This is a genomic window from Sphingobium sp. GW821-FHT02B05 (genome assembly GCF_059421905.1).
Genome location: NZ_JBWKVW010000001.1, coordinates 324,390 through 338,636, shown reverse-complemented (window position 1 = coordinate 338,636; position 14,247 = coordinate 324,390). Strand labels below are relative to the sequence as shown.

The window sequence follows — 14,247 nt, the reverse complement described above, 5'->3', positions numbered from 1 at the left end:
GGGGTGCAGCCCGGCCACCTGTATATAGGGGCTGATTAGCCCTTCAGCACTTCGACCAGCGTCGAACCCAGTTCGGACGGGCTGGCGGCAACCTTGATGCCGGCCGCTTCCATCGCCGCGATCTTGCTTTCCGCGTCGCCCTTGCCGCCCGACACGATCGCGCCGGCATGGCCCATGCGACGGCCCGGAGGCGCCGTACGACCCGCGATGAAGCCGGCCATCGGCTTCTTGCGGCCCTTCTTGGCTTCGTCGATCAGGAACTGGGCGGCCTGTTCTTCCGCGTCGCCGCCGATTTCGCCGATCATGATGATCGATTCGGTCGCGTCGTCGGCCAGGAACAGTTCCAGCACGTCGATGAAGTTGGTGCCGTTGACCGGGTCGCCGCCGATGCCGACGGCCGTGGTCTGGCCCAGGCCCGCATTGGTGGTCTGGAACACGGCTTCATAGGTCAGCGTGCCGGAACGCGACACGACGCCGACCGAACCCTTGGAGAAAATCGAACCGGGCATGATGCCGATCTTGCATTCGCCGGGGGTCAGGACGCCGGGGCAGTTCGGGCCGATCAGGCGCGACTTGCTGCCCGACAGGGCCCGCTTCACGCGGACCATGTCCAGAACCGGGATGCCTTCGGTGATCGCGACGATCAGCGGGATTTCCGCGTCGATCGCTTCCAGGATCGAATCGGCCGCGAATGGCGGCGGAACATAGATGACCGAAGCATCGGCGCCGGTCTTGCTCTTGGCTTCAGCGACGGTGTCGAAAATCGGCAGGCCGATATGGCTGGAACCACCCTTGCCCGGCGTCACGCCGCCAACCATCTGGCTGCCATAGGCGAGCGCCTGTTCGGTGTGGAAGGTGCCGGTGGCACCGGTCATCCCTTGCGTGATGACCTTGGTATTCTTGTTAATGAGGATCGACATCTGTTTTCCGGTTCTTTGCGTTCCCCGGCGAAGGCCGGGGTCCAGTTCCTACATCAGCGACAGATAGAGATCGTTCCAGTCCGGATTGATCGCTTCGATGTCTCGAAGCTTCCATGCCCGTCGCCATTCTTTCATCTGCAATTCCCGGCGCCTTGCTTCATTCAAGTCGTCGAAAGCCTGAAACCAGACCAGAAATTTGCAGTCATATTTCCTGGTGAAACCGTCGATCAACCCATTGCGATGCTGATGGACACGCTGCACCAGATTGCTGGTTACGCCGATATACAAGGTGCCATTACGCTGGCTGGCCATGATATAGACGAAACCGGCCTTATCCATTCATCCTCCCGTTGCCCGGCAGAGGCCGGGGTCGGTTCGGACCGTGGGACTGGACCCCGGCCATCGCCGGGGAACAGACCCAAATCAGGCTCATGCCAGCGAGGGATCGATGCCCTTGCAGGCTTCGAGCAGTTCCTTCACGGCATCAACCGACACCTGAAGGTTCGCCTTGGCTTCGTCGTTCAGGTCGATTTCGATGACCTGCTCCACGCCGTCCTTGCCGATGATGACCGGGACGCCGACATAGAGATTGTCGATGCCATATTGGCCGGTCAGGTTCGCGGCGCAGGGCAGCAGGCGCTTCTTGTCGCCCAGATAGGCTTCGGCCATGGCGATCGCGCTGGTGGCGGGCGCATAGAAGGCCGAACCGGTCTTGAGCAGCGCGACGATCTCGCCGCCGCCCGAACGGGTGCGCGCGACGATGGCGTCGATGCGCTCCTGCGTCGAACGACCCTGCTTGATCAGGTCGGGAACGGGGATGCCGGCAACGGTCGAATATTCGATGACCGGAACCATCGTGTCGCCATGGCCGCCCAGAACGAAGCTGGTGACGTCCTTGGCCGACACGTCGAATTCTTCAGCCAGGAAGTGGTTGAAGCGCGAGCTGTCCAGTACGCCGGCCATGCCGACGACCTTGTTGTGGGGCAGGCCCGAAAATTCGCGCAGCGCCCACACCATCGCGTCGAGCGGGTTTGTGATGCAGATGACGAAGGCGTCGGGCGCGTTGGCGGCGATGCCCTCGCCCACGGCCTTCATGACCTTGAGGTTGATGCCCAGCAGGTCGTCGCGGCTCATGCCCGGCTTGCGCGCCACACCGGCAGTGACGATGATGACATCTGCGCCCGCAATATCGGCATAATCGTTCGAACCGGTGATCTTCGCGTCGAACCCTTCGACCGATGCGCACTGCGACAGATCGAGCGCCTTGCCCTGCGGCACGCCCTCGACGACGTCGAACAGGACGATATCGCCCAGACCCTTGAGCGCCGCCAGGTGCGCCAATGTACCGCCGATATTGCCTGCGCCGATAAGCGCAATCTTGTTACGGGCCATATGCAATCATCCTCCAAGTCTTGAACTACTGGAATTGCTGGTTCGCCTACGCCCTTCGAACAGGGGTTTCAACGGCGAAATCCTTGAAAGGCAAATTATCTTTGCAATTCGTTCGCAATTGCATTAAGGCCGATTCACACCCTGTCGCTGAGGGCTTCTACCCTGGCCCTCAGCCTTCCCTGCAGAGGTATCCTGTCGGGTGCCATCGTGATCGACGGCACCCGACCTGTTTTCCCCTGATAAGATTGCGTCTTCATGAACGGCGCACGCGACATGGGACGGGCGGATTCCGCCCGGCGATGAGCCGTTTGATGCGTGTGATAGCGGGGCAGACGCCCGGCCGCTTATTTCGGCCCGTGGCCCAGCGCCAGATAGTCGTCCGACTGCATTTCCATGAGCCGCGACACGGTCCGCTCAAATTCGAACGCCCCGTCGCCTTCGGGATAAAGGCGCATCGGCTCGGCATCGGCCGACGCGAGCAGCTTCACCTTATATTCGTACAGCGAGTCGATCAGCGTCACGAAGCGCGCGGCCTCGTTGCGCTTTTCCGGCCCCAACACCGGGATGCCGACGATGATGACCGTATGATATTTGCGCGCGATCGCCAGATAGTCCGGCGCGCCCCGCGCCTCCGCACAGAGCCGCTTGAAGGAAAAGACGGCCACACCCTTCAGGCTCTTGGGCACGTGCATGGTGCGCCCGCCCTGCACCGCCAGCTCCTCGGACGGCACCTTCGCCCGATCCTCGACCGAAAAGTCGGTCAGGCGGAAGAAGGCGTCGGACAGGGCCTTCGTCGCCTCCGGCCCGTTGGGGCAGTGCCACAACGTCGCGTCGCCCAGACGGTCGCGGCGATAATCCACCGGCCCGTTAAGCGTCATCACGTCCAGCTTCACCTTTATGAGGTCGATGAAGGGCAGGAAAAGCTGACGGTTGAGGCCGTTCTTGTACAGTTCGTCCGGCGCGCGATTCGACGTCGTGACGATCGTCACCCGCTTTTCCAGCAACCCTGTGAACAGCCGCGACATGATCGCCGCGTCGGCCATGTTATTGACGACCATCTCGTCGAAGCACAGCAGCCGCGCTTCGTCCGCCAGCGACTCGACCACCGGCGGGATGGGATCACCCGTCTCCGACTTGCGCGCTTCGGCAAGGCGGGCATGCACATCGAGCATGAATTCGTGAAAATGGGCGCGCGTCTTGCGCTTCACCTGAACCGTGTCGAAGAACAGGTCCATCAGCATCGATTTGCCGCGCCCTACCCCGCCCCACATATAAAGGCCGCGTGGCGGTTCCGGCGGCTTGCGCAGCAGCTTCCACAGGGTCGATCCGCGCGCCGGCGCCGCCTCCAGTTCCTGTTGCAACCGGTCGAGTCGCTCGGCGGCCGCCCGCTGGTCCGGATCGGGCCGCAATTCGCCGGCCTGCACCAGCGCATCATAGCGGGCGATCACGCTGGTCATTTGGGCTGGGACGGCTTTCTGACGGTGGCGGTGGAGGCCGCGACCAGCTGGCCATCCTGCGTGATGAGCATGCGCAGGAAGAAGAGCCGCCCGGTTTCGCGCAGCACTTCCACTTCCGCGAACAGATCCGGCCCGACCTTGCCGGCGCCCAGATATTGCATGGAAAGGTCGATGGTCACGCCATTGACCTGCCCCTGATGCCCCATCGCCCACAGGCCGCCAAAATAGGCATGATCGGCGAAGGCGGCCAGGAAACCACCATGTAGCGTATCGAGTCGGTTGCGATGGCTGGAGCGCGTTTCCAACCCCACCATCGCCTTGGTCGCCGTTTCCGCGCGCATGTAACCGCGGCCGATCGCCTGAAGGAAGGTGTCGGGATGCGGGTCGGACCATGCGGCCCAGCCCGCCCATTTCCCTTCGGTCAGCGTGACGCCGCCGGCTATGCCGTCGCTTGCCAAGTTACAGCTGCCGTTCGACCATCATCTTCTTGGTTTCGGCGATCGCCTTGGCCGGCGAAAGGCCCTTGGGGCAGACATTCGCGCAATTCATGATGGTGTGGCACCGGTAGAGTCGGAACGGATCTTCCAGGTCGTCCAGACGCTCACCGGTATATTCGTCGCGGCTGTCGGCCAGCCAGCGATAGGCCTGAAGCAGGATGGCCGGGCCCAGGAACTTGTCGCTGTTCCACCAGTAGCTGGGGCAGCTGGTCGAGCAGCAGGCGCACAGGATGCACTCGTACAGGCCGTCCAGCTTTTCACGGTCGGCGGGCGACTGAAGCCGCTCCTTGCCCGACGGCGGCGGCGACACGGTCTTCAGCCAGGGCTGGATCGAGTTATATTGCGCGTAGAAATGGGTGAAGTCCGGCACCAGATCCTTGATGACGTCCATGTGCGGCAGCGGCGTGATCTTCACATCCTTGCCGGCGCATTCGTCGATCGCGGTGGTGCAGGCCAGACCGTTGCGGCCGTTCATGTTCATCGAACAGGAACCGCAAATGCCTTCGCGGCACGAGCGGCGGAAGGTCAGCGTGGGATCATATTCATTCTTGATCTTCAGCAGCGCGTCCAGAACCATCGGGCCGCAGCTGTCCAGGTCGATCTCGAACGTGTCGTAACGCGGATTCTGGCCGGAGTCGGGATCGTAGCGATAGACTTTGAAGCTGCGGACATTGGTCGCGCCGGCGGGCGCGGGATGGGTCACGCCCTTGCCGCTGATCTTGCTGTTCTTGGGCAACGCAAATTCGGCCATCGCTCGTCGAGCCTCTTCGAAAGATGTCTGTCAGTTGGGGGTCCGCATAACGGAAATTCCGCAAAGGTCCAGCACTGAGGGACATGAATTTGCCCACAACCCCTTGTTGCAAATGGCTTGCAATTATTGACGCTGCTTCTTGCGTCTCTGGCCAGCCACGTTAGGGCGGCGGCAAGATCATATTCCAGTCGCGCCCGCCATGGTCCATATTGTTCCCCGGCGCAGGCCGGGGTCCAGTTGCGACCGTGGCACTGGACCCCGGCCTGCGCCGGGGCACGCATAGTCATCCATTGAGGCCTTTTCTTGCCGACCGACATCGCCTTTCTCGCCATCGCCGAAGCGCAGCAGCTCTATCACTGGCTGCCCGCCGCGCTGGAACTGGCGCGCCGGCCCGACATCCGGGTCAGCATCCTGTCGCCTTCGGACCGGATATTGGCGCTCGTGCGCAGCTATGACCCGACCGGCAGCCTGCGCTTCATCCGGTTACGCCGTCCGCCGTCACGCCCCGACGCGCTGTTCCGCCAGCCTTCGCGCCTCGCGACCTTGCTGCTCAACTATGCCACCATCGCCCGATTCCCGACTTTGGTGACGACCGAGATCAGCAGCGCCTGGCTGCGCCGCGTGCCGGGTTTCCGCTCGCGCCTCATCCTCATCAAACATGGCGCAGGCGACCGCGAGGGTGGCTATAAAAAGCGCCATCGCGACTTCGACCTGACCCTGGTGGCGGGCGAGAAGGATCGCCGCCGCATGATCGACCGGGGCCTTTGTACGGCGGAAACGGTCGCGGTCGGCGGCTATCCCAAATTCGAGCTGAAGGCCGATCGCCAGCGCTTCTTCCCCGACGACAAGCCGGTGCTGCTCTATAATCCGCATTTCGATCCGGCATTGTCGTCATGGATCAACCATGGCCCGGCGATGCTGGCGGCGCTGGAGTCGCTGACCGGCTGGAACGTCATCATCGCGCCGCACACGAAACTGGCCAGAAGCGTGCCGCCCATCGTCAGCAGCGCCTCCCACATCCGCGTCGACATGGGCAGTCGCCATTCGATCGACATGAGTTATACGATGAGCGCGGATGTCTATCTGGGCGACGTATCGAGCCAGGTTTATGAATTTCTCATCCAGCCGCGCCCCTGCATCTTTCTCAATCTCGACCATCGCGATGCGGCGTGCGAGACTTTTGCCCATTGGAAAATGGGACAGGTGATCGCGCGCGCGGATAGCCTTCCGCAAGCGCTTGCCCGCGCGAACGACTTGCAACCCGGCTTCGTTGCTGCTCAGGAAGCGGCTATGCAGCAGTCCATCGACCTGTCCCCGATCCCAGCATCCCAAAGACAGGCGGACCTGATCCTGAATTTCGCGAAGAAGGGCGTATGAGCCAGACGATCACCACCACCCTTGGCCCGGTCCGCCTGATCGGCGACAATGCAACGCCGATCTGGGGCATGTCCAATGCCGAGCGCAACCGGCGCATGGCGGAAAGCGCCGCCAAAAATGGCAGCGCCCTCGCGCCGGGGCATGAACTGCTGTTCAACCTCACCTACGCCTTCGACCCGCTGCTGTTGCGGCTCGTGCTGGAAACGCCGGGCACCTTGTTCGTCTGGGGCGGCACGCCGGTCGTGGGGCAAGTGGCGCAGAGCGCCGATCCGCTGACCGCGCCGCATGTCGTCGATCTGTCGGACGGCCGCAAACTCTATAACCGCCAGCTGCGCAAGCTGGAGCAGCCGATGGTGCGGGAACTGACGCCCGCATCGCGGCGGGCGATCGAGCGGCGCAGCTATTTCGGTGCGTATAAGGGCGTGACCGACCTGCTGACCAAATACCTCTGGCCCGAACTGGCGCTCATCCTGACGCGCATCGCCGCGCAGTTGCGCATGACGCCGAACATGGTGTCGGTGATCGGCGTGACCCTGTGCCTCGTCGCGACCTTCCTGTTCGCCAAGGGGCTGTTCTGGACCGGATTCCTGTGCGGTTTCATCTTCATGGTGCTGGACACGGTGGACGGGAAGCTGGCCCGCTGCACCATCACCTCGTCCAAATGGGGCAATGTGATCGACCATGGCGTGGACCTCGTCCACCCGCCCTTCTGGTGGTATTTCTGGGGCACGGGCCTGGTCTATTGGGGCCTTGGTCTGTCGGACGGCACCTTCGCCTTCATCATGACCGCCGTGATCGCGGGCTATGTGCTGCAACGGCTGATCGAGGGAATGTTCCTCAAGGACTTCAAGATGGACATTCATGTCTGGCGTCCCTTCGACAGCCAGTTTCGCCTCATCACCGCGCGCCGCAACCCGAACATGGTGATCCTGTTCGTCGCGCTGTTGTTCGCCCGTCCCGATATCGGCCTGATCGCGCTGGCATGGTGGACGATCATCTCGCTGGTCGTCCATGCCGTGCGGCTGGCGCAGGCCTATGGGCAGGCGCGGTCGGGCCAGCCGATCGTCAGCTGGATGAATGAAGCGGAAGCCGCGCTATGAACGCGACGATCGCAAAGTTCGGTCATCCAGCGACGCTGATCGCCGAGTTCGCCAATTGGGTGGTGCTGCTGCGCCCGGCCCAGCCGACTTTGGGGTCGTTGGTGCTGGCGGCCAAGAGCGACGCGACCGCCTTCGGCGACCTGCCGGCGGAGGCGCATGCGGAGTTGAAGACCGTCACCGCGGCGATCGAGGCGGCGCTGGGCAAGGCGGTGGACTATGCGCGGATCAACTATCTGATGCTGATGATGGTCGATCCCCATGTCCATTTTCACGTCCTGCCCCGCTATGCGGGCGAACGCAGCGCAGCGGGCGTGACGGTGGCGGATGCCGGCTGGCCGGGTCAGCCCGATCTGGGCACGGCAGTGAAGCTGGACAGCGAGTTGGACAGGTTGCGCGACTGGTTGAAGGGCTATTTCGCCTGAAACCTTCTCGCTTTGGGTGAGAGGGATGCGCACAAGCAGATTTATTGAGCAGATGGCGCAGCGCGCGCGCCTCTTCCAGCGTCGCCCAACTCGCGACGCTCGCAACTTCTCCCCCTCTGGGAGAAGGGCCTATGCTGTCCTATTCAGGCCTCAGCTGCTACCATCAACCCACCCGCAACAATCGGTCCGCAATAGGACATGAAATTGCGAATTCAGCGGGAAATGTGCGAAGTTAAGCGCGCGAGATCCTATTTGGCGTAGCGCCCTTCGGCGACCCACTTGGCCGTCAGCGCCTTGGCCGCCTCGACATCCTGAGGAAAATCGACTTCCTGCCAGTCCAGCCCGTCGATCGAGACGGTGCCGACGCGATTGCCCTTGGCGATGATGTCGATGGCGCGCAGATACCAGCGCTCGACGCCTTCGGGCGTGCGCATCATCTGTTCGATCTGGTTGCGGAAAATGGCGGGGCCTTCGCCGGTGAAGGCCAGCATGCCGATCGATTCGGCGTTGGTGTCGGGCGGCAGCAACCGCTTGCCGATATGGTGCAGGCGGCCGGTCGAATCCCGGTTCACCTTCATGTCGTCGTCATCATAGTCGCCGTCCGCCTTGATATCGACGGTCACGGTGATGGCGTCCTGCGCGCCGTTCACCAGGCGGCCGACGATCTCGTCGGAAATGATGGTATCGCCGTTCAGGATGATGAAATCCCGGTCCATCTCCTCGCGCACGATCCAGCAGGTGCCAAGGTTGTCGGCGACCTGGAAGAAGGGGTTGAAGACGGTGCGGATGCGCGCGCCGGTGTCGCGATAGAGTTGCAGCGCGTGATCCTCCACCCGTTCGGTGCGGAATCCGGTGACGACGACGATGTCGGTCACGCCATTGGCGACCAGCGCCGCGACCTGCCAGCTGATGAGGCTGCGGCCGTTGAAGTCGATCATGCACTTGGGCACGTCGCGGGTCAGCGGAAGGAGGCGCGAGCCTTGGCCGGCGGAAAGGATGATGGCTTTGCTGATCGTCATGCCCGCGCTTTAGAAGCCAATTTGGCCGAAAAAAAGGCGGCATTTGCACTCGATCTGTCGCTCGCCTAAAGCGCGACCTGCCTAACCCTCCTTCGGTCCTACGGAGTCACGATGTTCAAGCGCGGATCGGGAGCCGCTGGCGATGGTTTCGCCCGTATCCTGGCCAATACCGGCTGGCTGCTGGGCGGCAAGGGCGTGGGCGCGGTGCTCAGCCTCGCCTATCTCGCCATCGTCACCCGCAATTTGGGGGTGGAGGATTTCGGCCGTTTCGCGCTGGTGCTGAGCGCCGCCAACGTCATCAAGACGCTGGTCAGCTTCGACAGCTGGCAGATCGTCGTGCGCTATGGCCAGCCGCATCTGGCGAGCGGGAATGGCGATGCGCTGAACCGGGTGCTGCGCTTCTGCATCCTGATCGACCTTGGCTCTGCCGTCGCGGGCGGGCTGATCGCCGCCGCGATCATCCTGCTGTTCGGCGATCTGCTGGAGATCGGGCCGGACATGGGGTGGCAGGTCTGGCTATTCTGCATGGTGATGATGATCACCATCCGGTCCAGCCCGACGGGCGTGCTGCGCCTGTTCGACCGGTTCGATTCGGCCGCCTTTGCCGAAACCATGATCCCAGTCGGCCGCATGATCGGCGCGGGCGTGGCGCTGGCGATCATGCCCAACATCAGCGGCTTCCTGATCGCCTGGGCCTTTGCCGAACTGCTCTGCGCCTTGAGCTACTGGCAATTGGCGCTGAAGGTCGGGCGCGGGCGGATCGGCAGCTGGACCGCGGGCCGGGCGCTGGACGCGCGGATCGAAAATCCCGGCATCATCGGCTTCCTGACCGCCACCAACCTGCAAACCAGCCTGTCTTCCATCGGCCAGCAGGTCGCCGTGCTGATCGTGGGCGCCTTCGTCGGTCCGACCGGCGCGGGTCTCTATCGCCTCGCCAACCAGCTCGCCAATTCGCTGACCAAGATTTCCAGCCTGCTCTCGCGCAGCATCTTCGTCGAACTGTCGCGCACCAGCAACCATGGGAAGGAAGCGCTGAGCGCCCTGTTCCGCCGCACCAACAAGCTGGCGCTGGTGGCGGGCGCAGTCATCATCGGCCTGATCGTCACCATCGGCCATCCGCTGCTGGGGCTGATCGCGGGCAAGGATTTCCTGCCCGCCTATCCGCTGCTGCTGATGCTGGGGGTGGCGGCCTGCATCGACCTGATCGGCGTCAGCTATCGGCCGCTGCTGATGGCGACCGACCGGGCCGGGCTGTCGCTGCGCATCACCTTCGTGTCGACCCTGCTGCTGCTCGCCCTGCAATCGGCTTTGCTGCCGCTTTACAGCACGAAGGGCGCGGCGATGGCCAATATCGCCGCTTCGCTCGCCGGGTTCGCGATGATGGGCCTCGCCAGCCGCCGCGCGATGCGGGACTGATCGGAAACGGGCCGGAAGCAGCGTTTATTCGGCCTCTTCGACCGGCGCGCCAGGGCCGTTCTTCAGCACCGATTCGATTGCGTTCTTCGCACCGGCCTTGCTGGCATAGCCTTCGGTCCAGAAGATCGTTTCGCTATTATATTTGAACTTGGCGACGAACTCGCCGGCCTTGTTCTTCTCGATTACGAACTTGTGCGCCATGGGATGCCTCCAGATTCGTTGCGTCAGCGAAACCGCGTCGGAGAATAGGGGCGCGAATCGAGCTTGGCAATGGCCGCGGGCGGTGCGTCGCCGGTGATGAGCGCGGCCCCCAGCAAAGCCGCGGCTGGCGATGTCTGGATGCCGAAACCACCCTGCCCCGCGAACCAGAAGAAGCCCGGATGATCCGGATCGAAGCCATAGACCGGCGCGCGATCGGGCGCGAAGCTGCGCAGGCCCGCCCATTTATGCTCGACTGCCGCGATCGGCCAGTCGACCGCCTGCTGAAACAGGGCGATCGCCTGCGCCACGGCCAGTTCTTCGGGCGCGGCATCGCAGGGGGGCGATGACACTTCGTCATGCGGCGTCAGCCACACGCGGTCACGCCCCTCCGGCTTGAAATAGAAGCGCGACCGCAGGTCCATCAAGCGGGGCAGATCGGGCGACGACAAGCCGGGAATATGCAATTGCACGACCGTCCGGCGCAGCGGGGTGATGCCGATCGGCCGAACGCCGCAAGCGGTTGCGACCTGATCGGCCCAAGCGCCTGCGGCGTTGACCAGCAAGCCGCAATGGATAATGTCGGCCCCTGTATCGACCTGCCAGCCGCCACCTTCCGCGCGCGCAGCATATAGCCGCGTCGCCAACCGCACGTCACCACCCAGGCGGCGGAACTGGCGCAAATTTGCCTGATGCAGTGCGGCGACGTCGATATCCTGGCAGCTTTGTTCCAGCACGCCGATCGTCCAGTCCGGCCGCAATCCCGGCATCAGCGGCGCGGGATCGACGACGCGCAAATCGACCTTGCCGGCGAACTCGTCGATCAAGGCGTCGCGCCACGGCGCATCCTCTGCCCGGCCGACATGCAGCGCGCGGCGCGGCGACAGGAAGCTGCGATCATGAAAATCGGGATCGGGTGCGGACAGATAAGGCCCAGATGCGGTCGTCAGCGGCTGGACCAGCGGACCACCATAGCTTTCTTCCCAAAAGGCCACCGAGCGGCCGGTGGCGTGATAGCCCGCGCTATCCTCCATCTCCAATATCAGCACGCGGGCATGGGCGGCCAACTGCGCGCCAAGGCTGGCGCCGGCGATGCCACCACCTACGATTACGATATCGGGATGATTCAACGGCCCATTCCGCCTCAAGCAGTCTCGTCCAGGAAAGCGTCGATCCGGGCCAGCGCGTCGCACCGGACCGGGTCCAGTTCGCGCAATATTTCATGCGCGGCTTCGCGCCCATAGACATGCAGCCGCGCCGTCGCAATGCGCGCCGCGACCCGGCGGATGGCAGGCGTGGACACCAGCTGATCCGCCGCCGTCGCCAGGATCAGCATCGGCGTGGATATGCGCGCGACCGCTTCGGATCGTTCCAGCGCGCGGGTCGATTCCAGCGCCTGCAATACCCAGGTCCAGCTGGGCGGACCCAGCGCAATCTCCCGGCTATGGTCGCGCCACCAGATTTCGTCGGCATAGCGATCGGGATCATGCGTCAGTCGCTTCTGCCGCATCTTGCGCTGCCGGTCGGACTGTTCCTTCTGCGTCCAGGCGCGGTCCCGGCCATGGCCGGTGCGCACCATCGCGCGCGCAATCCCCACCGCCAGCCAGCGCGGCAGCGGCGCGCTATGGACGCCCAGCATCGGCGCGACCACGGCGGCGGCATCGGGTGGGCTCATCCCCTCCGCCAGTGCGCGAACCAGCATATGCCCCCCCATGGAGTGCGCCACCATCGCGGTCGGCCCTTCGCCCTCCGCGCGCCAGTCCGCCGCCAGCGCGTCCAGGTCGGCGATCCAGTCGGCAAAGTCATCGATATGGCCGCACAGCGGATCGTCGGCCAGCCGGCCCGATCCCCCCTGCCCGCGCCAGTCGAAGCTGGTGACGGCCCAGCCGCGCGACGCCCAATGGTGGATCACCTCCAGATATTTTTCGATCATGTCGCCGCGCCCGCCCAGCACCAGCATGCGGCCGCGCGACCCCGACCCCAACCGATAGCGGCGGATGGGCCAGCCATCGGGCGCATGCCAGTAATCCAGCCGTCCGCCCATCGGCCAGGCGCGCCGGTCGAAAGCGGCCGTCACGGGATGCGGCGGGAAGTCGGGTAAATCCATCGTCCCCATGGTTACGCTTTGGTAAGCCATATGGTCTAGGGCCTAAGCCCCATGACGGGGGAATTTTTCCAGATGGCGCTGATCGGCGCCCTGAGCGCGCTGCTGATCGCGGCGGCGATCACGGATTTGCGATCCCGCATCATATCCAACCGGTTGAACCTGGCCGTCGCGGCGCTCGCCCCTTTGTGGTGGCTGGCCTGCGGGCTGGACGTCTGGCCCGGCATGGCCGTGCAGCTGCTGGTCGGCGCCATCGTCTTCATCCTGTTTGCCGCGCTCTTTGCGGTCGGGATGATGGGCGGCGGCGACGTCAAGCTGCTCGGCGCGCTGGCGCTGTGGTTCCCGTGGCAGGCGGTGCTGTCCCTGATCGTTCTGATGGCGATGCTGGGCGGGCTGGTCACGATCGTCACGGTCATCCACCACCGGATGAGCAAAAAGCCGGGGCAACCCGAAATACCTTATGGCGTCGCCATCTCCATCTCAGCCCTTTGGTTGCTTGGCGAACGATATTTTAACCATTTTGCGTGATGAGTGGGGCACTGGGGGCAGTGCACCCATTTGAGGGAGGCGAATTTCGTCATGGATGCTAAGAAGATCGTGCTGCTGGTGGGGGCGCTTATCATAGCGGTCACTACAGCCCTGCTTGCACGCAGCATGTTGAGTTCGTCGAGCACGCCGCAGGTCAGCGCCGCGAACATGCCGGTCGAAGCCGACCAGCCGCATGTGCTGGTCGCGACCAAGGCGCTCCCGGTGGGCACCATCCTGGACGCGGAAAGCTTTCGTTTTCAGCCCTGGCCCAAGGATCTGATCGAACAGGCCTATTATCTGCGCGGTCAGGCCGACCCCGCCAAGCTGGCCGGCAGCGTCGTGCGCACCGCCATCACCGCCGGACAGCCGATGACGCAGGGTAGCATCGTCAAGCCGGGCGATCGCGGCTTCCTGGCCGCCGCGCTTGGCCCCGGCATGCGCGCCGTGACGGTGCCGGTATCGGCGCAAAGCTCGGTCGCAGGCTTCGTCTTCCCGGGCGACCGCATCGACCTTGTCCTGACGCAGAGCGTCAATGGCGGGGGCGACGGCGATCCGCTGAAGGTATCCGAAACCATTCTGCGCAACCTGCGCGTGCTCGCCACCGACCAGCGCATGGATGCGATGGGCGCCGACGGCAAACCGGAAGTGCGCACCTATTCCAACGTCACGATCGAAGTGACGCCCAAGATCGCCGAGAAGATCGCAGTGTCGCAGACGATCGGGTCGCTTTCGATGTCGCTACGCTCCATCGCCGACAATGCGTCCGACCTGGACGCCGCGATCGCTGGCACCGACGTCGACCTGCCCGGTAGCGCAAACGCGAACACCGAAAAGGCGATCATCGCGAAACTGGCCGCTCGTCCGGTCGATCGCGGCTCCACCTATTCGACCGGCGCCGACGTGTCGCGTTACCAGCGCAGTTCCGTCCCCGCCAAGGCCCAGGCCCCTGCGTCGCCGATGATGGCCGGCAACGGCGCCCCGCTCGGCGCCGTCGCCTATCAAGGCCCGGTCATCCGCGTGGCGCGCGGCACCACAGTGACCGAAGTTCCGGTCGGGGGGAAGTAAG

At 63.9% G+C, this 14,247-nt stretch carries 16 protein-coding genes; 6 read left to right on the top strand and 10 right to left on the bottom strand.

What is annotated here, in order from left to right:
- Positions 1-35: 35 nt before the first annotated feature.
- From sucD to AC07UX_RS01780, 6 genes are all read right to left on the bottom strand, one after another.
- Positions 36-920, bottom strand: coding sequence for a succinate--CoA ligase subunit alpha (gene sucD, locus AC07UX_RS01805; RefSeq protein ID WP_495190317.1), 885 nt, complete (start codon positions 918-920; stop codon positions 36-38).
- Between the two features lie 48 nt (positions 921-968).
- Entirely contained in the window at positions 969-1,259 is a 291-nt protein-coding gene (locus tag AC07UX_RS01800) for a GIY-YIG nuclease family protein (RefSeq protein WP_495190316.1), read from the bottom strand.
- A gap of 90 nt (positions 1,260-1,349) precedes the next feature.
- Positions 1,350-2,312, bottom strand: coding sequence for a malate dehydrogenase (mdh, locus tag AC07UX_RS01795; RefSeq protein WP_495190315.1), 963 nt, complete (start codon positions 2,310-2,312; stop codon positions 1,350-1,352).
- Between the two features lie 344 nt (positions 2,313-2,656).
- Positions 2,657-3,769: a cell division protein ZapE gene (zapE, locus tag AC07UX_RS01790; protein WP_495190314.1), complete on the bottom strand. Its 1,113-nt coding sequence runs from the start codon at positions 3,767-3,769 to the stop codon at positions 2,657-2,659.
- Entirely contained in the window at positions 3,766-4,227 is a 462-nt protein-coding gene (locus AC07UX_RS01785) for a PaaI family thioesterase (protein ID WP_495190313.1), read from the bottom strand. Before AC07UX_RS01785 ends, zapE begins: the two co-directional genes overlap by 4 nt.
- A gap of 1 nt (position 4,228) precedes the next feature.
- Positions 4,229-5,017, bottom strand: coding sequence for a succinate dehydrogenase iron-sulfur subunit (locus tag AC07UX_RS01780; RefSeq protein WP_056682788.1), 789 nt, complete (start codon positions 5,015-5,017; stop codon positions 4,229-4,231).
- 303 nt (positions 5,018-5,320) lie between these two features.
- Here AC07UX_RS01780 and AC07UX_RS01775 point away from each other — a divergent pair, with 303 nt between their 5' ends.
- Genes AC07UX_RS01775 through AC07UX_RS01765 form a run of 3 tightly spaced genes read left to right on the top strand, consistent with a single transcriptional unit; the run spans position 5,321 to position 7,916 of the window.
- Positions 5,321-6,394 (top strand): CDP-glycerol glycerophosphotransferase family protein, encoded by a 1,074-nt coding sequence (locus tag AC07UX_RS01775; protein WP_495190312.1) that lies wholly within the window; start codon positions 5,321-5,323, stop codon positions 6,392-6,394.
- Positions 6,391-7,494, top strand: a complete 1,104-nt coding sequence (locus tag AC07UX_RS01770; protein WP_495190311.1) for a CDP-alcohol phosphatidyltransferase family protein — start codon at positions 6,391-6,393, stop codon at positions 7,492-7,494. The genes AC07UX_RS01775 and AC07UX_RS01770 overlap by 4 nt, the downstream gene beginning before the upstream one ends.
- Positions 7,491-7,916 (top strand): HIT family protein, encoded by a 426-nt coding sequence (locus tag AC07UX_RS01765; RefSeq protein WP_495190310.1) that lies wholly within the window; start codon positions 7,491-7,493, stop codon positions 7,914-7,916. The genes AC07UX_RS01770 and AC07UX_RS01765 overlap by 4 nt, the downstream gene beginning before the upstream one ends.
- A gap of 248 nt (positions 7,917-8,164) precedes the next feature.
- Here AC07UX_RS01765 and AC07UX_RS01760 read toward each other — a convergent pair whose 3' ends face one another.
- Positions 8,165-8,935, bottom strand: coding sequence for a phosphocholine cytidylyltransferase family protein (locus tag AC07UX_RS01760; protein WP_495190309.1), 771 nt, complete (start codon positions 8,933-8,935; stop codon positions 8,165-8,167).
- 111 nt (positions 8,936-9,046) lie between these two features.
- On the opposite strand from AC07UX_RS01760, the gene AC07UX_RS01755 reads away from it, so the two are divergent.
- On the top strand, positions 9,047-10,351 hold the full coding sequence (locus AC07UX_RS01755; RefSeq protein WP_495190308.1) for a lipopolysaccharide biosynthesis protein: 1,305 nt from the start codon (positions 9,047-9,049) through the stop codon (positions 10,349-10,351).
- Positions 10,352-10,375: 24 nt separating this feature from the next.
- Here the strand turns inward: AC07UX_RS01755 and AC07UX_RS01750 are convergent, their stop codons facing one another.
- From AC07UX_RS01750 to AC07UX_RS01740, 3 genes are read right to left on the bottom strand one after another with little or no spacing between them, the layout of a single operon-like run.
- A complete protein-coding gene (locus AC07UX_RS01750) occupies positions 10,376-10,552 on the bottom strand; it encodes a YegP family protein (protein ID WP_120249452.1) in 177 nt (58 codons plus the stop codon).
- 23 nt (positions 10,553-10,575) lie between these two features.
- Positions 10,576-11,679: an NAD(P)/FAD-dependent oxidoreductase gene (locus tag AC07UX_RS01745; protein ID WP_495190307.1), complete on the bottom strand. Its 1,104-nt coding sequence runs from the start codon at positions 11,677-11,679 to the stop codon at positions 10,576-10,578.
- Positions 11,680-11,693: 14 nt separating this feature from the next.
- Positions 11,694-12,656, bottom strand: a complete 963-nt coding sequence (locus AC07UX_RS01740; protein ID WP_495191752.1) for an alpha/beta fold hydrolase — start codon at positions 12,654-12,656, stop codon at positions 11,694-11,696.
- 51 nt (positions 12,657-12,707) lie between these two features.
- Between AC07UX_RS01740 and AC07UX_RS01735 the strand changes: the two genes are divergently transcribed.
- Together AC07UX_RS01735 and cpaB are read left to right on the top strand one after the other, a co-directional pair.
- Complete coding sequence (locus AC07UX_RS01735; RefSeq protein WP_495190306.1) at positions 12,708-13,181, top strand: A24 family peptidase; 474 nt, start codon at positions 12,708-12,710, stop codon at positions 13,179-13,181.
- Between the two features lie 51 nt (positions 13,182-13,232).
- The gene (cpaB, locus tag AC07UX_RS01730; RefSeq protein ID WP_495190305.1) at positions 13,233-14,246 is read left to right on the top strand and encodes a Flp pilus assembly protein CpaB; all 1,014 of its coding nucleotides are present in this window, start codon (positions 13,233-13,235) and stop codon (positions 14,244-14,246) included.
- The last annotated feature ends 1 nt before the right edge of the window (position 14,247 follow it).